Origin of the sequence: Urbifossiella limnaea (assembly GCF_007747215.1) — a bacterium.
Classification (GTDB): domain Bacteria; phylum Planctomycetota; class Planctomycetia; order Gemmatales; family Gemmataceae; genus Urbifossiella; species Urbifossiella limnaea.
Genome location: NZ_CP036273.1, coordinates 4,076,938 through 4,098,649 on the forward strand (window position 1 = coordinate 4,076,938; position 21,712 = coordinate 4,098,649).

Annotated in this window: 17 protein-coding genes; 11 read left to right on the top strand and 6 right to left on the bottom strand. The window is 68.9% G+C overall.

The window, feature by feature from the left end; translation table 11 throughout:
- The first annotated feature begins 25 nt into the window (after positions 1-25).
- From ETAA1_RS16690 to ETAA1_RS16715, 6 genes are all read left to right on the top strand, one after another.
- On the top strand, positions 26-2,374 hold the full coding sequence (locus ETAA1_RS16690; protein WP_238389236.1) for a DNA gyrase/topoisomerase IV subunit A: 2,349 nt from the start codon (positions 26-28) through the stop codon (positions 2,372-2,374).
- Between the two features lie 47 nt (positions 2,375-2,421).
- The gene (locus ETAA1_RS16695) at positions 2,422-4,359 is read left to right on the top strand and encodes a DNA gyrase/topoisomerase IV subunit B (protein WP_145240388.1); all 1,938 of its coding nucleotides are present in this window, start codon (positions 2,422-2,424) and stop codon (positions 4,357-4,359) included.
- 95 nt (positions 4,360-4,454) lie between these two features.
- Positions 4,455-5,507: a type I glyceraldehyde-3-phosphate dehydrogenase gene (gap, locus tag ETAA1_RS16700; protein ID WP_145240390.1), complete on the top strand. Its 1,053-nt coding sequence runs from the start codon at positions 4,455-4,457 to the stop codon at positions 5,505-5,507.
- Positions 5,508-5,584: 77 nt separating this feature from the next.
- Positions 5,585-6,823 (top strand): phosphoglycerate kinase, encoded by a 1,239-nt coding sequence (locus ETAA1_RS16705; protein WP_238389237.1) that lies wholly within the window; start codon positions 5,585-5,587, stop codon positions 6,821-6,823.
- Between the two features lie 13 nt (positions 6,824-6,836).
- A complete protein-coding gene (gene accD / locus ETAA1_RS16710; protein ID WP_145240392.1) occupies positions 6,837-7,667 on the top strand; it encodes an acetyl-CoA carboxylase, carboxyltransferase subunit beta in 831 nt (276 codons plus the stop codon).
- Positions 7,668-7,682: 15 nt separating this feature from the next.
- Positions 7,683-8,582, top strand: coding sequence for a serine/threonine protein kinase (locus ETAA1_RS16715; RefSeq protein WP_238389238.1), 900 nt, complete (start codon positions 7,683-7,685; stop codon positions 8,580-8,582).
- A 3-nt stretch (positions 8,583-8,585) separates the two neighbouring features.
- Here ETAA1_RS16715 and ETAA1_RS16720 read toward each other — a convergent pair whose 3' ends face one another.
- A complete protein-coding gene (locus tag ETAA1_RS16720) occupies positions 8,586-10,841 on the bottom strand; it encodes an ATP-dependent helicase (protein WP_145240394.1) in 2,256 nt (751 codons plus the stop codon).
- Between the two features lie 76 nt (positions 10,842-10,917).
- Between ETAA1_RS16720 and ETAA1_RS16725 the strand changes: the two genes are divergently transcribed.
- Positions 10,918-11,295, top strand: coding sequence for a holo-ACP synthase (locus ETAA1_RS16725; protein ID WP_145240396.1), 378 nt, complete (start codon positions 10,918-10,920; stop codon positions 11,293-11,295).
- A 1-nt stretch (position 11,296) separates the two neighbouring features.
- On the opposite strand, the gene ETAA1_RS16730 is transcribed toward ETAA1_RS16725, so the two are convergent.
- Genes ETAA1_RS16730 through ETAA1_RS16740 form a run of 3 tightly spaced genes read right to left on the bottom strand, consistent with a single transcriptional unit; the run spans position 11,297 to position 16,265 of the window.
- The gene (locus ETAA1_RS16730) at positions 11,297-11,506 is read right to left on the bottom strand and encodes a hypothetical protein (RefSeq protein WP_145240398.1); all 210 of its coding nucleotides are present in this window, start codon (positions 11,504-11,506) and stop codon (positions 11,297-11,299) included.
- A 52-nt stretch (positions 11,507-11,558) separates the two neighbouring features.
- Complete coding sequence (gene ggt, locus ETAA1_RS16735; RefSeq protein ID WP_145240400.1) at positions 11,559-13,247, bottom strand: gamma-glutamyltransferase; 1,689 nt, start codon at positions 13,245-13,247, stop codon at positions 11,559-11,561.
- A 6-nt stretch (positions 13,248-13,253) separates the two neighbouring features.
- Entirely contained in the window at positions 13,254-16,265 is a 3,012-nt protein-coding gene (locus tag ETAA1_RS16740) for a PVC-type heme-binding CxxCH protein (RefSeq protein WP_145240402.1), read from the bottom strand.
- Between the two features lie 173 nt (positions 16,266-16,438).
- Here ETAA1_RS16740 and ETAA1_RS16745 point away from each other — a divergent pair, with 173 nt between their 5' ends.
- The gene (locus ETAA1_RS16745; protein WP_145240404.1) at positions 16,439-17,035 is read left to right on the top strand and encodes a glycine zipper domain-containing protein; all 597 of its coding nucleotides are present in this window, start codon (positions 16,439-16,441) and stop codon (positions 17,033-17,035) included.
- Here ETAA1_RS16745 and ETAA1_RS16750 read toward each other — a convergent pair.
- Positions 17,032-17,571 (bottom strand): translation initiation factor, encoded by a 540-nt coding sequence (locus ETAA1_RS16750; RefSeq protein WP_145240406.1) that lies wholly within the window; start codon positions 17,569-17,571, stop codon positions 17,032-17,034. The two genes, ETAA1_RS16745 and ETAA1_RS16750, sit on opposite strands and share 4 nt — an antisense overlap.
- Before the next feature lie 43 nt (positions 17,572-17,614).
- Between ETAA1_RS16750 and ETAA1_RS16755 the strand changes: the two genes are divergently transcribed.
- From ETAA1_RS16755 to ETAA1_RS16765, 3 genes are all read left to right on the top strand, one after another.
- A complete protein-coding gene (locus ETAA1_RS16755) occupies positions 17,615-18,937 on the top strand; it encodes a sensor histidine kinase (protein WP_145240407.1) in 1,323 nt (440 codons plus the stop codon).
- Positions 18,934-20,313 (top strand): sigma-54-dependent transcriptional regulator, encoded by a 1,380-nt coding sequence (locus ETAA1_RS16760; RefSeq protein WP_145240409.1) that lies wholly within the window; start codon positions 18,934-18,936, stop codon positions 20,311-20,313. The genes ETAA1_RS16755 and ETAA1_RS16760 overlap by 4 nt, the downstream gene beginning before the upstream one ends.
- A 146-nt stretch (positions 20,314-20,459) precedes the next feature.
- Positions 20,460-21,443, top strand: a complete 984-nt coding sequence (locus ETAA1_RS16765) for a WD40 repeat domain-containing protein (protein WP_202920179.1) — start codon at positions 20,460-20,462, stop codon at positions 21,441-21,443.
- Here ETAA1_RS16765 and ETAA1_RS16770 read toward each other — a convergent pair.
- Positions 21,430-21,648 carry a hypothetical protein gene (locus ETAA1_RS16770; RefSeq protein ID WP_145240413.1) on the bottom strand — a complete coding sequence of 73 codons (219 nt, stop codon included), beginning with the start codon at positions 21,646-21,648 and terminating at the stop codon, positions 21,430-21,432. The genes ETAA1_RS16765 and ETAA1_RS16770 overlap by 14 nt on opposite strands.
- Between the last annotated feature and the right edge of the window lie 64 nt (positions 21,649-21,712).

Consider the following 21,712-nt stretch of genomic DNA (forward strand, 5'->3'; position numbering starts at 1 on the left):
GGCACCGAGTTCGGCGAGGCGAGTGATGGCGGGCGTTCAGACGGTCTCGATCGCGCAGGAAGTGCGGACGCGGTTCATCCGCTACGCCATGTCGGTGGTCACCGGCCGGGCGCTGCCGGACGTGCGCGACGGCCTCAAGCCGGTGCAGCGGCGCATCCTGTTCACGATGTACAACGACTCGAACCTTACGTTCGACAGAAAGGCAGCCAAGTCGGCCCAGATCGTCGGCGACGTGATGGGCCGCTACCACCCCCACGGCGACGGCGCCATTTATGACGCGATGGTCCGCCTCAGCCAGGAATGGGTGATGCGGGTGCCGCTCGTCCACGGCGAGGGGAACTTCGGCTCGGTGGACGGCGACCCGCCCGCGGCCTACCGGTACACCGAGGCCAAGCTCTCGGCCGTCGCCGGCAACCTCCTCGGCGAACTCGACTTCGAGACGATCGACTACCGCGACAACTACGCCGGCAACCGCCGCGAGCCGGTGGTGCTGCCGGCGCAGTTCCCGAACCTGCTGGTGAACGGCACGTCCGGCATCGCCGTCGGCATGGCCACGAACATCCCGCCGCACAACTTTGCCGAGGTGCTCAAGGCGTGCGTCGTGCTCATCGACAACCCCGACGCCACCGTCGCCGTGCTGATGGAGAAGGTCAAGGGGCCGGACTTCCCGCTCGGCGGGAAGATCGTGACCGACCGGGCGACGCTCCGCAAGATTTACGAGACCGGCAGCGGCAGTATCAAGGTGCAGGGCGAGTGGAAGGAGGAGGACCTGGGCCGCGGCAAGTCGCAGATCGTCGTCACGTCCATCCCCTACGGCGTGGACAAGGGCGAACTGGAGAAGACCATCGGCGGCATGATCGAGGACCGCAAGCTGCCGCAGCTGCTGGGGCTCTCCAACGAGACGAACGACAAGGAGGGACTGCGCATCACGCTGGAGCTGCGGCCGAACACCGACCCGGCCCTGGTGATGGCCTACCTCTACAAGCACACCGACCTGCAGAAGAACTTCGCCTACAACATGACGGCCCTCGTCCCGCTCGAGGACGGCAAGACGATGGTGCCGCGGGACGGCCTGTCGCTCAAGGACATCCTCCAGCACTTCCTCGACTTCCGCTTCGCCACGGTGAAGCGGCGCTTCGAGTACCACCTGCGGGTGCTGCGGCGGCGCATCCACATCCTCGAAGGCTTCGCGGTCATCTTCAACGCCCTGGACCGGGCCATCAAGCTGATCCGCGAGAGCAGCGGCAAGGCGGACGCGGCCGAGAAGCTGAAAGCGGCGTTCAAGCTGGACGACGAGCAGACCACGGCCGTCCTCGACGCCCAGCTCTACAAGATCGCCCAGATGGAAATCCAGAAGATTCTGGAGGAGCTGGCGGAGAAGCGGAAGGAGGCCGCGAAGATCGAGGCCATCCTGGCGTCGAAGAAGAAGCTGTGGGGCGTCATCCGCGACGAGTTCGAGGCGCTGACGGCCAGGTTCCCCGAGCGGCGCAAGACGCGGATGGCGCAGGACGAGGACGTCCTGGAGTTCGACGAGGAGGCGTACATCGTCCGCGAGAACGCCAACGTCGTGCTGACGCGCAACGGCTGGCTGAAGCGCGTCGGCCGCCTCCAGTCGGTCGAGTCGACGCGGGTGAAGGAGGGCGACGAGGTCGTGGCGGTAATCCCGGCGAGCACGCTGGACCACGTCGCGTTCTTCACCGACGACGGGGCCGCGTACACGATGCGGGTGAACGAGGTGCCCGCGACCACCGGCCACGGCGAGCCGATCACCAAGTACTTCAAGCTCGCCGACGGCGCGAAGGTGATCGCGGCCGTGACGACCGACCCGCGCTTCACCCCCGCCGACGTGCCCGACGGCGGCCCATACTTGCTGGTGGCGACGAGCGCCGGAAACGTCCTGCGCATCCCGGTGGCGCTGTTCCGCACCGAGTCCACGAAGGCCGGCAGACGCTTCGTCAAGCTCGACGACGGCGACAAGGCGGTGATGGCGAAACTGGTCGGTGCGGAGACCGGCGTCATGCTGGCGTCGGCCGGCGGCCACCTGATTCACTTCAGCATCGACAGTGTGAACGTGGTGAGCGGCGCGGCCAAGGGCGTGATCGGCATCAAAGTGGAGGGCGGCGACACGTGCATCGGCGGCGTCCTGGTCGGCGGCCGGTTCGACAAGTTGCAACTGGAGACGGAAGCGGGGAAGGAGCAGGAGTTCGGGCCGGGGGCGATCAAGGTCCAGAACCGCGGCGGCAAGGGCGAGAAGCCGGGGGTGCGGACGAAGTTCGCCCGCGTGCTGCCGCCGCCGATCGAGCTGGTGAACTGGGACGAGCTTGACGGCAAGGCGCCGCGCAAGGCGGCGGAAGGCGATGGGGCGTCCGCCTGAGTCGAACACGGCGTTCACGGCAAACAACGACTGATGAGACCGATTCGATGAGCACCCTGAGCGCCGGGCGGAACGCCCAGTACCGCACGGAAGACATCCAGGTTCTGGAAGGGCTGGAGCCCGTCCGCAAGCGGCCCGCCATGTACATCGGCGGCGTCGACGCGAAGGGGCTCCACCACCTCGCCTGGGAGATCATCGACAACGCCGTCGACGAGTACATCAACGGCTTCGCCGACCACATCGTCGTCACGCTCCACAAGAGCGGCGACGCCGTCACGGTGGCCGACAACGGCCGCGGCATCCCCGTCGAGATTCACAAGAAGCACGGCAAGAGCGGCCTGGAGTTGGTTCTGACGGTGCTCCACGCCGGGGGCAAGTTCGGCGACACGGAGAGCGGCTACCTCCACTCCGGCGGCCTCCACGGCGTCGGCGCGTCGGTCGTGAACGCCCTCTCGCGGAAGCTCGTCGCCCTGGTGCGGCGCGACGGGTTCGAGTACCGCCAGGAGTACGCGAAGGGGGTGCCGCAGGGGAAGATCGAGAAGGTCGGCCCGTTCCGCGGGCACGGGACGATCATCACGTTCGAGCCCGACCCGACCATCTTCAAGACGACGAAGTTCGATGCCGACACGCTCAAGGCCCGGCTCGAAGACATGTCGTTCGTCCACAGCGGCCTCCGCATCACCTTCCGCGACGAGCACGGCGGCCACGTCCACGAGTTGCACAACCCGGGCGGCCTGCCGTCGTTCCTCCAGAAGCTCGTGGCCGACGGCGGCAAGCCGAGCGTGACCGAGGCGGCGTTCGCGGCCGTGCGCGAGACCGGCAGCAAGATCGAGGTCGCCCTCCAGTGGACCGAGTCCACCGAGGAGACGTACCGCAGCTACGTCAACGGCATCCGCACGCCGAACGGCGGCACCCACGAGAACGGCCTGAAGTCGGCGCTCCGCAAGGCGGTGAACGAGTACGTCGAAACGCACGACATTAAGATCAAGGGGCTGAAGGTCACGGCCGACGACATCCGCGAGGGCGTGACGGCGGTGCTGTCGGTGTTCGTCCGGGAGCCGCAGTTCGAGGGGCAGACCAAGCAGCGGCTGAACAACCCAGAGGTCGAAGGGGCGGTCGACAACTTCGTCCGGCCGGCGCTGGAGGCGTGGCTCAACAACAACAAGACGGCCGCGGACGCGATCGTCGGGCGGATCATCCTGGCGGCGAAGGCCCGCGAGGCGAGCCGGGCCGCCGTCATCGAGGTGAAGCGGAAGACGCCGGGCAGCCGGCGGTTGAGCCTCCCCGGCAAGCTCGCCGACTGCAAGAGCACGGACCGCGACGAGACGGAGCTGTTCATCGTCGAGGGCGACTCGGCCGGCGGCTCCGCGAAGCAGGGGCGGAACAACAACACGCAGGCGGTGCTGCCGCTGCGGGGAAAGATTCTCAACGGCGAGGACCTGCCGACGGCGAAGGTGCTCGGCAATCAGGAGATCGCCGACCTGGTCACGGCCGTGGGCACCAGCGCCGGCGACAAGTTCCACTACGACGGCCTCCGCTACGGCAAGATCATCCTGCTGATGGACGCCGACGCGGACGGGCACCACATCACCACGCTGATGCTCGACTTCTTCTTCCGCCACGCCCCGGAGCTCGTCCGCAAGGGGCACGTCTACATCGCTCAGCCGCCGCTCTACCGCATCGACGTGGGGAAGGAGACGCACTGGGCGCGCGACGACGAGCACAAGGAGGAGATCCTGGCCGGCCTGAAGGCGAACGCGAAGCCGGACATCACGCGCTTCAAGGGCCTCGGCGAGATGCCGTTCCGGGTGCTCGCCGAGACGACGCTCCACCCCAGGACGCGGACGCTGCTGAAGGTCGAGATCGACTCCAACCTGGACGCCCACGACGCCTTCCGGGAGCTGCTCGGCAAGGAGGCGGAGCACCGCTACCGGTTCATCATGGAGAAGGCCGACCAGGCGGTGGCCGAGGACTTGGACGTTTAGCAACGGGTGAGGCCCGCCCGTCGCGGCGGGTGGGCGTTCCCCACACCCGTCCGTAGATTCACCCCGGAACGGCACCCTACGGGAGACGCACGCAGATGGCCGCTGTCAAGGTCGGGATCAACGGGTTCGGGCGGATCGGCCGGCTGGTGTTCCGGGCTCTGGTCGAGCAGGGGCACCTCGGCAAGACGCTGGACGTGGTCGCCGTCAACGACCTGGTTCCCGCCGACAACCTCGCCTACCTCCTGAAGTACGACTCCACCCAGGGGAAGTTTGCCGGCGAGGTCGCCAGCAAGAAGTCGAGCCCGTCGGTCGCCGAGGACGACGTGCTGGTCGTGAACGGCCACGAGATCAAGTGCCTGGCCGTGAAGGAAGGCCCGACGGCGCTGCCCTGGAAGGACCTGGGCGTCGAGTACGTCATCGAGTGCACCGGCCTGTTCACCGAGGCCGCGAAGGCCAAGGGGCACATCACGGCGGGCGCGAAGAAGGTCGTCATCTCGGCCCCCGCCAAGGACGAAGACATCACCGTGGTGATGGGCGTCAACCACGAGAAGTACGACGCGTCGAAGCACAACATCATCAGCAACGCCAGCTGCACCACGAACTGCCTCGCCCCGGTCGTCCACGTCCTCCTCAAGGAGGGCTTCGGCGTCGAGGAGGGGCTGATGACGACCGTCCACAGCTACACCGCGACGCAGAAGACGGTGGACGGCCCGAGCAAGAAGGACTGGAAGGGCGGCCGGTCGGCGGCGATCAACATCATCCCGAGCGGCACCGGCGCCGCCCGCGCCGTGGGCCTGGCCATCCCCGAGGTGAAGGGGAAGCTCACCGGCATGTCGTTCCGCGTGCCGACGCCGACCGTCAGCGTCGTGGACCTGACGGTGAAGACGACGAAGGAGACGAGCTACAAGGACATCTGCGCCGCGATGAAGAAGGCGAGCGAGACGTACATGAAGGGTATTCTCGCGTACACCGCCGACGAGGTGGTGAGCACCGACTTCATCCACGACAACCACAGCAGCATCTTCGACGCCGGCAGCGGCATCGAGCTGAACAGCAAGTTCTTCAAGCTGGTGAGCTGGTACGACAACGAGTGGGGCTACAGCAACCGCTGCGTGGACCTGCTCCAGTACATGATCAAGAAGGGCTGAGCAAGCAATCTCACGCGGAGGCGTCGCGCCGCAGCGAATCCAAGACTCGGGTCTTCGCTGCGGAGCGACGCCTCCGCGTGAGCTTCCTCTGGAACAAACGGATGCCCAAGAAGACGCTGTCCGACCTCGGCCCGCTCGCCGGTAAGAGGGTGCTGGTGCGCGTGGACTTCAACGTCCCGCTGGACAAGAAGACCGGCGCGGTCAAGAACGACCGCCGCATCCGCGGCGCCCTGCCGACCGTGCAGGCGCTACTCGACGCCGGCGCCGCCGTGATCGCCATGAGCCACCTCGGCCGGCCCGAGAAGGCCACGCCCGAGGAGCGCGCCAACCTGACGACGGACAAGGTCGCCGCCCGCTTCGGCGAGTTGCTCGGCCGGCCGGTCAAGAAGGCGGCGAACGACGTGGTCGGTCCGGCGGTGTCGGCAGCCGCCGCGGCGCTGAAGCCGGGCGAGGTACTGCTGCTTGAGAACCTGCGGTTCGACCCGCGCGAGCAGCAGAACGACGCCGAGTTCGCGGCCGCGGTCGCGGGCCTCGCCGACGCCTACGTGAACGACGCCTTCGGCACCTGCCACAACGACAAGGACGCCAGCATGGTCGCGGTTCCCGCCGCGATGAAGGCGGCCGGCAAGCCACGGGCCGTGGGGTTGCTCGTCGAGAAGGAACTGACCATCGTCGACGGCCTGATGACGGCCCCGAAGACGCCGGTGCTGGCCGTCATGGGCGGGGCGAAAGTGTCCGACAAGATCGCGTTCATCAACGCCCTCCTCTCGAAGGTCGATTCGCTCCTCATCGGCGGGAAGATGGCCTACACCTTCCTCAAGCTGAAGGGCTTCGACGTGGGCGCCACCCGCGTCGCCGAAGAGGAACTGGCGGCCGCGACGCCGCTGCTCGGCCACGTCGGCGGGAAGATCACGCTGCCCGTGGACTGCCTCGCTGCGAAATCGAGCGACCTGGGCGTCACGCAGGTCGTCGAGGTCGGCGGAGCCATCCCGGCGGATTACGAGGGTGTGGACATCGGGCCGAAGACCCTCGCCCTGTTCGCCGGCAAGATCAACCAGGCCGCGACGGTGATCTGGAACGGCCCGGTCGGGTGGTTCGAGCAACCCGCGTTCAGCGCCGGCACCAAGGGCGTCGCGGCGGCGATGGCCGACAGCGGCGCCGTCACCGTGGTCGGCGGTGGCGAGACGGCGGAGGCGGTGGAGCAGTTCGGCTACGACAGCAAGATGACGCACGTGTCCACCGGCGGCGGGGCGTTCCTCGCTTACGTCGAGGGGCGGAAGTTCCAGTCCCTGGCCCAGATCGACGACCGCGGCTAACTCCGAGTTCTTGATGTCTTCGATCCCCCAACCCGCCGACCGGAAGAAGGGCGTCCCGGAGGGGCTCTGGCTCCGCTGCCCGGGGTGCAAGGCCACGGTCTACCGCAAGGAGGTCGAGGCCCGGCTGTTCGTCTGCCCGGAGTGCGACCACCACTTCACCGTGCCGGTCCGCGACCGCATCGCCCAGCTCCTCGACACCGACAGCTTCGAGGAGTGGGACGCCGAGCTGGCGCCGTGCGACCCGCTCGGGTTCGTGGACCGCATCCCGTACGCCCAGCGGCTCGTTGAGGAGCAGGCGAAGACCGGCCAGAAGGACGCGGCGGTCTGCGGCAAGGGGTTCGTCCGCGGCCGGCCGGTCGTCCTCGGCATCACCGACTTCCACTTCATGGCCGGGAGCATGGGGAGTGTGGTCGGCGAGAAGCTGGCCCGCGCCGCCGAGCGCGCCGCCGACGCGAAACTGCCGCTCATCTTCGTCAGCGGCTCCGGCGGCGGGGCGCGGATGCAGGAGGGCATCCTGTCGCTGATGCAGATGGCCAAGGTGTCGGCCGCACTGGCCCGGTACGATACGGCCGGCGGGCTGTACATTTCGATCCTGACGAACCCGACGATGGGGGGGGTGGCCGCGAGCTGGGCCTTGCAGGGCGACATCCACCTGGCCGAGCCCGGGGCGATGATCGGCTTCGCCGGCCGGCGGACGATCCGCAACACCGTCGGGCTGGAGTTGCCCGAGAAGTTCCAGACGAGCGAGTTCCTGCTGAAGCACGGGTTCGTGGACCGGATCGTCCACCGCCGCGACCTGCGGACCGAGGTCGCCCGAATCATCGACTACTGCGACATCCAGTAACGCCGTGAGGCGCCCGTGGGCTTCTTCGATTTTCTGACCGGCAAGGGCAAGGACAGGGGCGGGGTCGGTGGCTCGCCGCGCAAGGTGGCGAACATCGCCAAGCGCTTCGAGCTGAGCGGCAAGACCGGCCAGGGGAGCATGTCCAAGGTCTACCGGGCCTACGACCGCGAGATCGGCCGCAACGTCTGCCTCAAGGTCCTCGACAAGGTCAAGACGAAGGAGTTCGAGGCCCGCTTCCCCGGCCTGAAGAAGCCGTCCGAGGGCGAGATCTGCATGGCCCTGCGGCACGAGAACATCGTGCGCACCTACGAGCACGGGCTGACGACGAACGGCGAGCCGTACATCGTCATGGAGTGGGTGGACGGTTACGGCCTCAGCTACCTGGTCGAGACGCGGAACGCCCAGCTTAAGGGAAACCGGATCAACTACCTGTCGCAGCTGAGCGACGCCGTCCAGTACATTCACGACTCCAAGTACCTGCACCGCGACCTGTGCGCCCGCAACATCATGGTCAACACCGAGGGCGTGCTCAAGCTCATCGACTTCGGGCTCGCGATCCCGTACACGCCGCAGTTCTGCGCCCCCGGCAACCGGACCGGCACCAAGGAAATCATGGCCCCGGAGCTGCTTGCGCGGCGGACCACCGACCACCGCGTGGACATGTTCGCTCTCGGCGTCACGGCCTACGAAATGTTCACGTTCAGCCTGCCGTGGGAGCGGTCGATGGACTCGAACGAGTACTCCCGGCGGGTGATGAACACGCCGCCGAAGAACCCGAAGGACGTGAACAAGGACCTGGACGACGAGACGGCCGCCGTGTTGTTGAAGGGGATCGCCAAGGTGCCGACGGACCGGTTCGGCTCGGCGAAGGCGTTCAAGGAAGCCCTGGAACGCCTCCCGCGGCAGGACTGGTAGCCGTCACCCCTGCCGCCGCCCGACCACCTTCAGTTTCGCCTTGTCGGCCACGAATACCTTTTCGCCGTGGCCGGGGAATCGCACCTTCACCCGCCGCAGCGCGCCGAACCCGCTCAGATCGGTGACCTGCCCCAGCCCGTACTCGTCGTGCTGGACAAGTGCCCCGACTGCCAGGCCGGTGTCCGGCGGCACGACGATCGACGCGGCCTCCTCCGGCTTCTTCGGAGGGATGAACGGCCGGACCCCGGTGTCGGCCCAGTCGCGTGCCGCCGGCGCCACCTTCGCCCGCCACTCGTCGGCGGCCCCCCGCGCGACGTTCCGCGTCATCGACAGGTCTACGTGCTCGACGGACGAGTCGCGCGGCAACTCGCCGAGGAAGCTGCTCGGGATGGCGTAGTTCAGTTGCCCGCGGAACTCGCGCATCCGGGCGTGGCACAGGTGCAGTTCCTTCATCGCCCGCGTCATGCCGACGAAGCACAGCCGCCGCTCCTCCTCCACGTCCTCGTCCTTGCCGAGGCTCCGCTCGTGCGGCAGCAGCCCCTCCTCCACGGCCATGACGTACACCACCGGGAACTCCAGCCCCTTGCTGGAGTGCAGCGTCATCACCGAGACGTGGTCGGCGGCCTCGTCCCAGCCGTCGGTGTCGGAAGCGAGGGTGATCTGTTCGAGGAAGTCCACGACCTTGCTGTCAGGGTTCTCGTCGTGGTACTGCTTCGCCGCGGTGACGAGTTCGGACACGTTCGCCAGCCGGTCGGCGTCCTCGGGGTCGTCAGAATCCCGGAGCATCTTCTCGTAGCCGGACTGCTTGATGACGAGGTCGATGAGTTCGTGCGGCGGCAGGTCGAGCTTCGTGCGCAGCTCGGTGACGAGCCGGTAGAAGTCGCGGAGGCCGGACGCTCCTTTTCCCTTGATCTCGGGGATACGGGCCACCTGAGCCGCGGCCGCGAGCAGTGGCATTTCCTCGCGGCCGGCGAACGCCACGAGCCGGTCGAGCGAGGTCTTGCCGACGCCGCGGCTCGGCGCGTTCACGACGCGGAGGAAGCTGACGTTGTCCTGCGGGTTGGCGACGAGCCGCAGGTAGGCAAGCACGTCGCGGTTCTCCTTCCGCTCGAAGAACGCCAGCCCCTTCACGATTTGGAACGGCACGCCGTGCTTCACGAACGCGGACTCGAGCGACCGCGTGAGCGCGTTGATGCGAAGGAAGATGGCGTGGTCGCGGTAGCGGAACCGGCCGGCCTTCACCGCCTCCTTGATCCGCACGACGACGCCCTCGGCCTCGTCGAGTCCGTTGTCGAAGGTGAGGACGCGGACCGGCTCGCCGGCCGGGTTGTCGGTGACGAGCGCCTTCTTCTTCCGCTGCTTGTTGCGGTCGATGAGCGCGCCGGCGGCGTGCAGGACGTTCTTTGTGCTGCGGTAGTTCCGCGTCAGCGTGATGACCCGGGCCGCGGGAAAATCGCGCTCGAAGTCGAGGATGTTCTTGATGTCCGAGCCGCGCCACTTGTAGATCGACTGGTCGGGGTCGCCGACCACGCACAGGTTCGGGTGGTCCACCGACAGCCGGCGGGCCACCTCGTACTGCGCGGAGTTGGTGTCCTGGTACTCGTCGATCAGCACGTAGCGGAACCGCGAATCCAGGTCGCGGCGGAACTCCTCGTTCAGCCGCAGCGCCTGGGCCGGCAGGTACAGCAGGTCGTCGAAGTCCATCGCGTTCGCGGCGCGGAGCCGCTTCTCGTAGCCGTGGTACACCTTCGCCACGGTCTGCGTGAAGAAGTCGTTCGCCGTCTTCTCGTAGCCGTTCGGCGTGAGCAGTTGGTTCTTCGCCTTGCTGATCGCGCCGCCGAGGCGGTCGGGGCTGAACTTCACGTCGTCCATGCCGGTCGCGGCCAGGGCGTCCTTCACCAGCTTGTTGCGGTCGTCGGTGTCGTAGATGGTGAAGTTGCGGTCGATGCCGAGGCGGTCGGCGTACTGCCGCAGCAGCCGGGCGCCGAGGCTGTGGAACGTACTCACCCACACGCGGTTACCGGGCACGAGCTTCTCGACGCGCTGCCGCATCTCGCCGGCGGCCTTGTTGGTAAAGGTAATCGCCAGGATGCTGCCGGGCCGCACGCCCTGTTGCAGCAGGTACGCGACGCGGCGGGTGATCACGCGCGTCTTGCCCGACCCGGCCCCGGCGAGGATGAGCAGCGGCCCCTCGGCGTGCGTCACGGCGGCGCGCTGGTCGTCGGTCAGGTCGGCGAGCAGGTCACCGGGGTCGGGCACGGGCTGACTCCATCGGCCGCGTCGGGTAGGCTGAAGGGGTGATTCTACCGCCCCGCCCGGCCGAGGACGACGTGCGATGATCGTGGGGATCGGCACCCAGGTGCTGGAGTGCGCCCGGGTGCGGAAGCTGATCGACCGGCACGGCGAGGCGTTCCTCCGCCGCGTCTACACCGACCGCGAGATCGGCCGGTGCAACGCCGACCCGCGCACCACGGAGGCGTTCGCCGCGGTGTGGGCGGCGAAGGACGCCGTGTTCCGGGCGCTCGGCTCGCCGTGGCGGCGCGGCATGGACTGGACCGACGTGGAGATCGGTGCGGGGAACGCCGTTGCGGTCGCCGGCGCGACGGCGGACCGCATGACCGCGAAGGGGGCGAGCCGGGTGATGGTGACGACGGCGTTCTGCCGGGCGTTCGCCACCGCGACCGGGATCGCGCTGGCCGACCGGGCCGGGTGAATCAGCCGTTCTCGCCCACGTCCTTGATGAGGTTCCGGGCGGCCTTGTACGCGGCCCGGATGCTCATCGCCCGCCCCTCGATCTGGTCGGGCGTGAACACCGCCCCCGTGGCCGCCTTCGGAAGCCCGGCCAGGTCGATCGTCAGCGGGAGCAGCCGAAGGAACTCCGTCATCCGGGCGCTCTTCGTCTCGGGGGTCACGGCGTCGCTCATGGCGGTCTCCGGGTGGGGGCTGTCCGTACCGTAGCGGGTCGGCGGCGGCCGCTCAATAGCCGACGGCGGCGCCGTCCTTGCGGGCCTCGGTGCCGCCGTGCAGCACGTTGGTGGTCGGGTCGATCAGGACGGCTTGGTAGCCGCCGCCGTTCGTGCGCACTCGCTCAACGTGGTGGCCGCGGCGGGTCAGTTCGGCGACCACCGCTTCCGGGATTCCGTACTCGGCCTTCACGGTACCGCCGCCGGGAGCGGCGGGGCGGCCGGTCGGCGTCGCGTGGCCGACGTGCTCGACGCGTGGCGCTTCGCCGGCCTGCTGGACGTTCATCCCGAAGTCGAGCAGGTTCACGAGCACCTGTACGTGCCCCTGCGGTTGCATGTCGCCGCCCATGACGCCGAACGTCAGCCACGGCTTGCCGTTCTTCGTGGCCATTGCCGGGATGATGGTGTGGAACGGCCGCTTGCCGGGTTCGAGGCGGTTCGGGTGCTCCGGGTCGAGGGCGAACAGGCAGCCGCGGTTCTGGAGCGCGAACCCGAGGTCGGCGGCCGCGAGCCCGGAGCCGAAGCCGAAATAATTGCTCTGGATGAGCGACACGCAGTTCCGGTCCTTGTCCACGACGCACAGGTAAATCGTGTCCGCCTTGCCGAGTTTCGGGTCGCCGTGCGGCACGTCCGTGGCGGCCTTCGCCTTGTCGATTCGTAGGCGACGCGCGGCGGCGTACTCGGGCGAAATCAGCTCGCGGACCGGGACGCGGGCGAACAGCGGGTCGGTGTAGAACCGTGCCCGGTCGGCGTAGGCCAGCTTCTTGGCCTCGATCAAAAGGTGCCAGTAGGCGGGCGACGTGGGGCCGAGTGCCCGCAGGTCGTAGCTTTCGAGCAGGTTCAACATCTGCAGAACGGCGATCCCCTGCCCCGGCGGCGGCAACTCCCACACGTCCACGCCGCGGTAGCGCGTCGAAACCGGATCGACCCACTCGGACTTGTGGCGGGCCAAATCGGCGGCGGCGAACAACCCACCCTTGCGCTCAGAGAAGGCGACGAGGCGGCGGGCGATGTCGCCGGTGTAGTACGCGTCGCTGCCGGCGGCGGCGAGCGCGCGATAAGTCTTAGCCAGCGCCGGATTCTTGAACACCTCGCCGACGCGCGGCGCCGTGCCGCCGGGGACGTACACCTGACGGAACTCGGCGTCGCGGTTCGCGTCGGCGCTTCGCCAGTAGCCCGCAATCACCTCGGGGACGGGAGCCCCGTGCTCGGCGTAATGGATGCTCGGGGCGAGCAGATCGGCGAAGGTGCGGGTGCCAAACTTCTGCCGCAGCTGATCCCACCCGTCGACACAGCCGGGGACCGACCAGCTGAGCGGCCCCTTCTCGGGAATCTCGGCAAGTCCCTTCCCGCGGAACAAATCAATGGACGCCTTCCCCGGGGCGCCGCCGCAGGCGTTCAGGCCGTGGAGTTTCTGCGTCTTCGCGTCCCACACGATGGCGAACAGGTCGCCGCCGATGCCGCACGACATCGGCTCCAGCAGGCCCATCGCGGCACTGGCGGCGATCGCCGCGTCAACCGCGTTGCCGCCCTGCTTCAGCACGTCGAGGCCGATCTGGGCCGCGAGCGGGTGGCTGGTGGCAACGATGCCGTTGTTCACCACCGTGACCGACCGGCCGGCCTTGAAGGGCTCGGCGGTCGGCCGCTGGGCGAGAACGTCGTCCGCGAGCAGCAACAGCGTCATGACGGCGAGGGTGCGCATCGGCGATTACCGTTTCGGGGTCGGTGGCGGGGCGGTCTCCGGCAGTGGCACCTGATGCGGCCGGCCGAGGTACGCGACCAGGTCGCGCACCTCCTCGGGGCGAAGGGCGTCGAACAGCCCATCCGGCATGATCGAGATGGCGGTTTGCGTCACGCCCTCGATGTCGGCGCGGGGAAGAACGACGGTCTCGTTCGTGGTGCGGACCGTCAGCCCCTCGGCGGTGTCGCGCGTGACAACGCCGGACACGAGCCGCCCGTCGGTGGTGCGGACGTTGGTGACGCGGAACTCGCGCGGCACCACCGCGCTCGGGTCGAGGACGTTTTCGAGGAGGTACTCGAGGTTCGTCCGCTGCGAGCCGGTCAGGTCGGGGCCAAGGTCGCCGCCCTCGCCGAAGATGCGGTGGCAGCTCGCGCAGTGGCGCGTGTACAGCTGGCGGCCGTTTACCACGTCGGCGGTGCGGAGGTATTCCGTCGTCAGGGTGCCGCGCCACTTACGGGCCAGAGCGGTGCGATCGCCGGACGCGGGGCGGATCGTGCCCCACGCCGTGCCCAGCTTCGCGGCCACGGCGGAGTCGTTCAACGCCAGCATTTGACGGGCGGCGACCAAGGACACGTCCGCGCGCGAAACCGACCCCTTCTCGACGGCCGTGAGAAGTGCCAGCGCCCAGGCGGGACGCGAGCCGAGCGTCTGCACGGCGTCGGCCTTTTCGGCGGCGCTGAACGTTGGGTACGCGGCCAGCACGCGGGCCGCGGTGGCGTCGTGCGGCACCGCGGCGAGCGCCCGCACGGCCGGGCCGCGGACGGCGGCGTCGGTCAGCAGCGGTTGTAGCAGCGTCGGCAGGTCGGCGACGCGACGGCGGGCCAGTAACTCGATCGCGGCGGCACGGGCGGCGGGGTCGGCCTTCGCGTCGGCGGCGCGACCCTTCAGGTCGGCGAGGGCGCGGGCGTTGCCGAACAACACCGCCAGCGCCTCGGCGCGACTCCGCACTTCAGGCACTTCGCTCATCGAAAGCTGAGCGTACACCGCACCCCAGCCCTGCGGCTCGGGAGCTTCACGGAGGCTCGCCAGTGCCTCCTGGATGCCGGCAAGCACGGGCAACTGCGATGACTCGATCTTCACGTTGTCGAGGTGCTCGACCAGGAAGTTAAGGCGGGCGTCGCGCTGGCTGGCGGGGACCGACGCGACCAGGTAGCGGGCGATGTGCCGGCCGATCAGCGGGTGCCGGGCGCTCTCCAGGAACGCACTCCATTCACTCGGGTGGTCCGTGCTGGCGAGCGCCATTTGCACTGCGTACCAGCCGGCGAGTGCGAGGTTCGGCTCGTCGTTGTCGAGGATGCGCCACTCGACCAACCGCGCCAGTTTCCGGCCGTCCGCGCCAGTCAGTCGCTGCGACACGCCGGCCGCGAACTGCAACACGAAGGGGGACTCTTCCTTCTCCACCGCCGCGAGAACGGCCGCGACCGCGGGCGGCATCGGAACCTCGGTCGCCAGCATCAGCGCCCACGCCCGTACGTTGTCGTCGGGATGCGCGAGCAGGTCCGTCAGCAGTTCCGGCGTCATCCCACCCACGACGTGCAGCGCCCACATCGCCCGCAGCTTCCACGTCACGTCGTCGGTCCCCTTCACCATGCGGACCAGCGAATCCTTGGAATCCTTCTCCAGCTTCCCGGCCGCGGCGCGCTCCTGAAGCACGCGGCGGGCCTGGCGCACGAACCAGTCGTTGGCGTGGATCTGCATCTTCACCAGCTCGGCGTCCGGTAGCTTCGCCAGGTCGCCGGTCCACCGCATCGGCGTGCCGTGGACGACGCGGTAGACGCGGCCGTTGGTCAGGTCGGCCTTGTCGTAGTTGTGGCACTCGCCGGTGTCGGACCAGTCGGTGACGTACAGCCCGCCCTCGGGGCCGCCCTTCACCGCGATCCCGCGGAACCAGCTGTCGTTGGCGAACAGGAAGTCCGGGGCGTGCTTGCCGACGTAGCCGCCGGCGTTCCGCTCCAGCCGGTCGCGGTTCAGGCGGTTGCCGTGGATGTTGCACGTGAACAGGCTGTTGCGGTACTCCGGCGGGAAGTTGTCACCAAGGTATACGGCCGCTCCGCTATGGGCGTGACCGCCGCCGGCCTCGCTGTGGGCCGCGCTGCCGCCGACGCCGGTGCTGCGCGAACTCGTCCACGCGCCGCCACCCCAGTGGAGGTGGTCGGCGCAGCTGGTCTGGTACGCGAACACCCACGGGTTCACGTCCTCGCCGTACATTCGCTGCATGTGCCCGCCCGGCACGACGTGCCACAGGTGGTGGATCACGCAGTTGGTGATGAACAGCTGGCCGTGGTCGTCCCAGTCGAGGCCGAACGGGTTCGTGGTACCGCTGGCGTACAGCTCGAACGCCTTCCGTACCGGGTGGTAGCGCCACACGCCGCAGTCGAGCTTCACGCGGTCCTTGTCCGGCGTGCCCGGCTTGCCGACGAGCGATTTGGACTGGATGCCGTTGCACCCGTACAGCCAGCCGTCCGGCCCCCACGCCAGGCTGTTGAAGATGTTGTGCTTCGTGTCCTTCATGTTCCAGCCTTCGAGAACGACCTCCGGCGGGCCGTCCGGCTTGTCGTCGCCGTCGCGGTCGGGGACGAAGATCAAGTTCGGCACCGAGCACAGCCACACGCCGCCGTGGCCGACCTCGATGCCCGACAGGTTCGGGCCGTTGTCCAGAAAAACCGTCCGCTTGTCGTGGACGCCATCGCCGTCGGTGTCCTCCAGAATGAGGACGCGGTCGCTCCCCTTCCCGTCGGCTCGCCACTTCGGGTAACTCATGCACTCAACGACCCACAGCCGGCCGCGGGTGTCGAAGGTCATGGCGATGGGCTGCACAACGTCCGGCTCGCCGGCGAACAGGGTCGCCTTGAAGCCGGGCGGCAGCGTGATCGCCTTCGCCGCCGCAGCGGCCGGGATGGGCCGGTCGGCGGCCTTGGGTTGGGCCACGACCGGGGAGGCGAGGAGGAGTACGACGGCGGCGGAGGGCCAGTGCTTCATGGCGGGTGCGTCGACCGGGGAGGGTGGGGAACGGAGCGATTCTACCGCACGCACCGGCCGGAAGCGATGGGCTGCGGTTCGGCTGAGCGCAAGTTCCGCCCGCGGCCGATTCTTCAATTGACGGCCGTGGGGGCCGACGGTATCACCCCCGACCCACACGAGGAGCGCATTCCATGTCGACCGCACGACCCCGAACCGCTCTGCTGCTCGCAGCGGCCCTGTCCGGCGGCGGCTGCTCGACCATGAGCAACACCGAGAAGGGCGTCGGCCTCGGCGGACTCGTCGGGGCCGGGCTCGGCACCGCGGTCGGGGCGGCGACCGGCAACCCGAAGACGGGCGCCGTCGTGGGCGGGCTCGTCGGCGCGGGCACCGGCGGACTTATCGGCAACAGCGTGGACCGCGAGGATCAGCAGAAGAAGGAAGTGATCCAGGCAACGGCCGCGGCCAACGCCGCGCAGGCCCAGCGGCTCGGGCTTACCGACGTGATTCACATGGTTCAGCAGGGGCACGACGAGCAGGTCATCATCAACCAGATTCGCAACACCGGCAGCACCTACTCGCTGACGCCGGGCGACCTCGACTTCCTGCGGCAGAACAACGTGCCGTCGCGGGTCATCATCGAGATGCAGAACGCTCGTCCGATCGCGGTGCGGACGCGGCCGGTGATCGTCCGCGAGCAGCCGACGGTGATCTACCAGGAGCCGCCGCCGGTGGTGTTCGTGCGGCCGGCCCCGCCGCCGGGGTTGTACATCCGCGGGCACATTCACTAACCGCCGGCCCGCTTCACCTTGTAGCCGAGCTTTTCCAGCTCGGCCGCGAGGCGGTCGCGGTGGTCGCCCTGTATCTCGATCCGCCCGTCCTTCGCGGTGCCGCCGGTGCCGCACTTCGTCTTCAACGTCGTCGCCAGCGCGTCGATCTGGTCGAGCGTGAGTGGCAGCTCGCTGACCACGGTCACGCCCTTGCCCCGACGGCCGGCCGTCTCGCGGCTCACCTTCACCGTGTGAACCTTCTTCGGCGGCTCCTTCTTCGCCGGCAACTCGGCCTCGGCCACGACGCGACCGCCGAGCAAGCGGGCGACCAGGCCGTTCACCTGCGTCTCCAGGTCGGTCGCACTCCATACCTCGGCCGACGGGTAGCGCGAATCGGCGGAGAAGGCGACGACCGCCGTCGGCTCCGCGCCGCCGGGGTCGCCCGTGCGCGCGTCCCACGGCAGGCCGAAGCGACCGGCGACGGTCCGGAACACGCCCGCGGCCGCCGTCGCGTGCTCGCCCACGAACAGCACCACCTTCGTCGCCGCCTTCGCCATCGGCCGCCCTCCCGCCGCACCCTCCCGGCTACAATACGAGTGAATGTCGCACCCACCCTCCGAACCCGACCCGTCACCGGCCCGGTGGGACGTGGCGGCCGAGGCCGTCGCCGTCAAAATCCGCTGGTTCGGCCTCGTCGTCGGCTACCTGTACGCGAACGTCGTGACCGACGCCGACCCGGTGCCGCTCAACGTCCTCCTCAGTCTCGGCTTCGGCTTCACCGTTCTCGACACGTACCAGTCCTGGCGCGGCCGCGTCTTCCTCGGCGGGTTGCCGCTCCTCGTGTCGGCGCTGGAAGCCGCGTACATCGTCCTGCTGTGTTACCTCGACGGCGGCCCCGACAGCCCGTTCCGCCACTTCTCCGTGCTCGCCGTCGTGTGCGCGGCCATCCGCTACTCGCCGGCCGTCACCGTGTGGACGTGCGGCGTCAACTGCGTCGGGTACGCCGTGCTGTATGCCGCGGTCCCCGTCTACGGCACCAGCATCACCACGCTGCTGTTCACGCTCATCGTCCTCGGCTGGGTGGCGTGGGCGGCGGTGTCCCTGGTTCGGTTGCTGCGGCGCGTCGGCGACGAGCTCTCGACGGTGAACGCGCAGCTGGAGGCCCGGATCGCCGAGCGGTCGCGGCAGCTCCAGGAGAGCCAGGCACAGGTGCTCCACCAGGAGAAGATGGCCGCGTTCGGGCTTTTGGCCGCGGGCATCGCCCACGAGGTCGGCAACCCGTTGACGGCCGTCAGCACCATTGTCCAGATGCTCGAACGGCGCGACCTGGACGATCACACCCGCGAGCGCCTCGGCCTCGTGACGGCGCAGCTGACACGCATCCAGGGCACGCTCCGCGAGTTGGTGGCGTTCAGCCGACCGGCGAGCGACAGCCGGGGCCGCTGCTCGCTCCGCGAGGTAGTCGACGAGGCGCTCGGCATCGCCAAGTACTACAAGGGCGTGAAGGGCCGCGAGGTGCGATCGGAAGTCCCGGCCGACCTGCCGCCGATGGTCGGCGTCCGCGACCAACTCGTGCAGGTGTTCTTCAACCTCGTGCTGAACGCCATCGACGCTACCGGTAAGGGCGGTAGGGTGGTCATCGCCGCTGAACACGACTCGGGGAAGCTGATTGCTACCGTGACCGACGACGGCCACGGCATCGACGCGGCGCAGCGGGAGAAACTGTTCCGGCCGTACTTCACGACGAAGAAGCACGGCACCGGGCTGGGCCTGTTCGTGACGCGGAAGCTCGTGGACGCGCACGGCGGCACCGTGGCGTGCGAGTCGCGGCCGGGCGAGGGGACGACTTTCCGGCTAGAGTTCCCGGCGCTGACCCAAAACCCGGGGACGGCGGTCCCTGGGCTTGCTGAGGTGGTGGTATGACCGCGGCGCGTTCCCCCGTCGCCTCCGTGCTGGTCGTGGACGACGAGCCGGTCATCCGCGCCAACGTTGCCGAGTACCTCCACCTGGAAGGTTTCGCTGTCCACTCCGCGGCCAGCGGCGAGGCCGCACTCGGGCTCGTCGGCCGCAACCGGTACGACGTGATCCTCTGCGACGTGAACCTGCCCGGCATCGACGGTATCGAGGTGCTCGAGCGGGTGGCCCGCCTCAGCCCCGAGACGTTCGTGCTGCTCATCACGGCGTACGCCACCGTCGAGAGCGCCGTGGACGCCTTCCACAAGGGCGCGCACGACTACCTGATGAAGCCGATCCTCCTCCGCGAGGTGGACCGGAAGATTCGCCGGCTCATCGCCCAGCGCGACCTGAACCGCGAGAACCAGTGGCTCCGCCGCGAGCTGCACCGCGAGGCGGCGGCGGGCGGCATGGTCGTCGGCTGCACGCCCGCGGTCCGACAAGTGGTGGCGATGGCGCGGAAGGTCGCTCCCACCGACGCCACCGTGCTCATCACCGGCGAGAGCGGCACCGGCAAGGAACTGCTGGCCCGCGACATCCACCGCGCCGCACAGGAAGCGAAGCCGACCGACGGCCGGTTCGTCGCCGTGAACTGCGCCGCCATCCCCGCCGACCACCTCGAAGCGCACCTGTTCGGCCAGAAGGCCGCCGCCTTCTCCACGACCGACGCCGACGCCCCCGGTGTGTTCACCGCCGCCGGCGCGGGTACGGTGTTCCTGGACGAGGTGGGTGAGTTGCCGCTGCCGACGCAGGCGAAACTGCTCCGCGTGATCGAGGGCAAGGAAGTCACGCCGGTCGGGGCCGCGGAGCCGGAACACGTCGCGGTGCGGATTGTGGCTGCGACGAACACCGACCTGCCGGCGGCGGTCGCCGCCGGACGGTTCCGCGAGGACCTGTTCTACCGGCTGAACGTGGTCGTGCTGCGCCTGCCGCCGCTGCGTGACCGCCGCGAGGACATTCCCGAGCTGGTCGAATACTTCGTCGCCAAGCACGGCCGGGCGATGGGGAAGCGCGTCGCCGGCGTCAGCCGCGAGGCGATGCCGCTGTTGCAAGTGGCGGCGTGGAAGGGGAACGTCCGCGAGTTGGAGAACGCGATTCAGCGTGCGGTCATCCTCGGCGACGGGCCGCTGCTGACGCCCGCCGACCTGCCGCCGGACCTGGCCCCCGCGGCGGATGATCCGTCGGCCGTGGAACCGCTGGACGACGCGGTGAAGCGGTTCGAGAAGCGACACATCGAGCGGCTTTTGCGGCTGTCGCCGGACAAAAAAGAAGCGGCCCGGCGACTCGACATCGGGCTCAGCTCGCTGTACCGGAAGATCGAGCAGTACGGCATCGGCAGCACCTGAGCCGGCCCCGTCAGGGATCGGGGTGCGTACCACGCTCCGTCCCCTGACCGGGCCGGCTCGGAAATTGCCGGTTGCCACACACCCCCCGGCCGGGCACAATGTCCGCCGTCGTCCCCGCCCCGACTCTCCGCACGGAGCACGTCCCGATGACCCGCGCCCGGCTCGCCCTCCTCTGCTTCGCCGTCGGTGTCTATCTGCCCGTCGCACCCGCGCAGCCCGGCACCGGGACGAAAGCCCACACCGCCCTGGTCCACGCCGTCGCCCTGTCGCCGGACGGCAAGACGCTCGCGACCGCCGGGTTCGACAACGTCGTGAAGCTGTGGGCGATCAACGCCGACGGCACGCTCAAGGAACTCAAGGAGATCAAGGGTCACACCGGGCCGGTGTACGCGGTGGCCTTCCACCCGAAGGACAACGCGGTCCTGGCCACCGCGAGCCTCGACAAGACGGCGAAGCTGTGGAGCCTGAAGGACGGCAAGGCCACGACCGAGTTCAAGGGCCACACCGACATCGTCGACGCCGTCGCCTTCTCGCCCGACGGCAAGGTGCTGGCGACCGCCAGCGCCGACAAGTCTGTGCGGCTGTGGAACCCGGCCGACGGCAAGGAGACGAAGAACCTCGGTACGCACGCCGGCTCGGTGTACGCCGTCGTGTTCTCGCCCGACGGCAAGCTCCTCGCCTCGGCCGGCGGCGACAACTCGAGCAAGACGGGCAAGGAGCACGTCGTGAAGCTGTGGGACGTGGCCGCCGGCAAGGAGCACAAGACGCTGACCGGCCACGAACACCCGGTGACGGCGATCACGTTCGTCGGCGACGAGAAGACGCTGGCGTCGGCGTCGATGGACCGCACCATCCGCTTCTGGGACACGGCGACCGGCAAGGAAACGAAGAAGGTCGGCCCCACGCCGGACGACCCCTACGCTCTGGCGTGGTCGAAGGAGGCTAAGTCGCTGGGCGTGTGCGGCTACTCGGGCCGGCTGGCGGTGTGGCCGGCGGGCGCCGACAAGGAAGGGTTCACGGCGCAGGTGAAGTCGCCGGGCTACTGTGTGATCTTCACCCCGGACGGCAAGGCGCTTATCAGCGGCCACGACAACGGCACGGTGGTGCTGACGAAGATCAGCGCGAAGTGAGGCCGCGGTCGCCGAGCACCGGCCCCGTCGGCGCGTCCGGCGTGGCGGGCTCGGCCTCCGGGCGCGGCGGGCGGGCGGCGGCCGCGCGGTCGCCCCGCACGCCGTACCCGCTGCTGAGCAGCGGGTCGCGGTCGTAGGGCTTCGTCGCGCAGCCGGTTGCCGCAGCGATTACCAGTACCCCGAGCCGCCGGCCGACGCCGCGCATGTCTCCCCCGCCCGTGCCACGCTCCGGATCGTATCGGCCGCGTCGGCTCGCCGGCTGAACCCAA

Bases quoted from the DNA above. Each gene is read 5' to 3' on its own strand.
- ETAA1_RS16770 (WP_145240413.1), bottom strand. From the start codon at position 21,648: ATGCGCGGCGTCGGCCGGCGGCTCGGGGTACTGGTAATCGCTGCGGCA.
- ETAA1_RS16695 (WP_145240388.1), top strand. From the start codon at position 2,422: ATGAGCACCCTGAGCGCCGGGCGGAACGCCCAGTACCGCACGGAAGAC.
- ETAA1_RS16730 (WP_145240398.1), bottom strand. From the start codon at position 11,506: ATGAGCGACGCCGTGACCCCCGAGACGAAGAGCGCCCGGATGACGGAG.
- ETAA1_RS16745 (WP_145240404.1), top strand. From the start codon at position 16,439: ATGTCGACCGCACGACCCCGAACCGCTCTGCTGCTCGCAGCGGCCCTG.
- ggt (WP_145240400.1), bottom strand. From the start codon at position 13,247: ATGCGCACCCTCGCCGTCATGACGCTGTTGCTGCTCGCGGACGACGTT.
- ETAA1_RS16765 (WP_202920179.1), top strand. From the start codon at position 20,460: ATGACCCGCGCCCGGCTCGCCCTCCTCTGCTTCGCCGTCGGTGTCTAT.
- ETAA1_RS16725 (WP_145240396.1), top strand. From the start codon at position 10,918: ATGATCGTGGGGATCGGCACCCAGGTGCTGGAGTGCGCCCGGGTGCGG.
- ETAA1_RS16690 (WP_238389236.1), top strand. From the start codon at position 26: ATGGCGGGCGTTCAGACGGTCTCGATCGCGCAGGAAGTGCGGACGCGG.
- accD (WP_145240392.1), top strand. From the start codon at position 6,837: ATGTCTTCGATCCCCCAACCCGCCGACCGGAAGAAGGGCGTCCCGGAG.
- ETAA1_RS16760 (WP_145240409.1), top strand. From the start codon at position 18,934: ATGACCGCGGCGCGTTCCCCCGTCGCCTCCGTGCTGGTCGTGGACGAC.
- gap (WP_145240390.1), top strand. From the start codon at position 4,455: ATGGCCGCTGTCAAGGTCGGGATCAACGGGTTCGGGCGGATCGGCCGG.
- ETAA1_RS16740 (WP_145240402.1), bottom strand. From the start codon at position 16,265: ATGAAGCACTGGCCCTCCGCCGCCGTCGTACTCCTCCTCGCCTCCCCG.
- ETAA1_RS16755 (WP_145240407.1), top strand. From the start codon at position 17,615: ATGTCGCACCCACCCTCCGAACCCGACCCGTCACCGGCCCGGTGGGAC.
- ETAA1_RS16750 (WP_145240406.1), bottom strand. From the start codon at position 17,571: ATGGCGAAGGCGGCGACGAAGGTGGTGCTGTTCGTGGGCGAGCACGCG.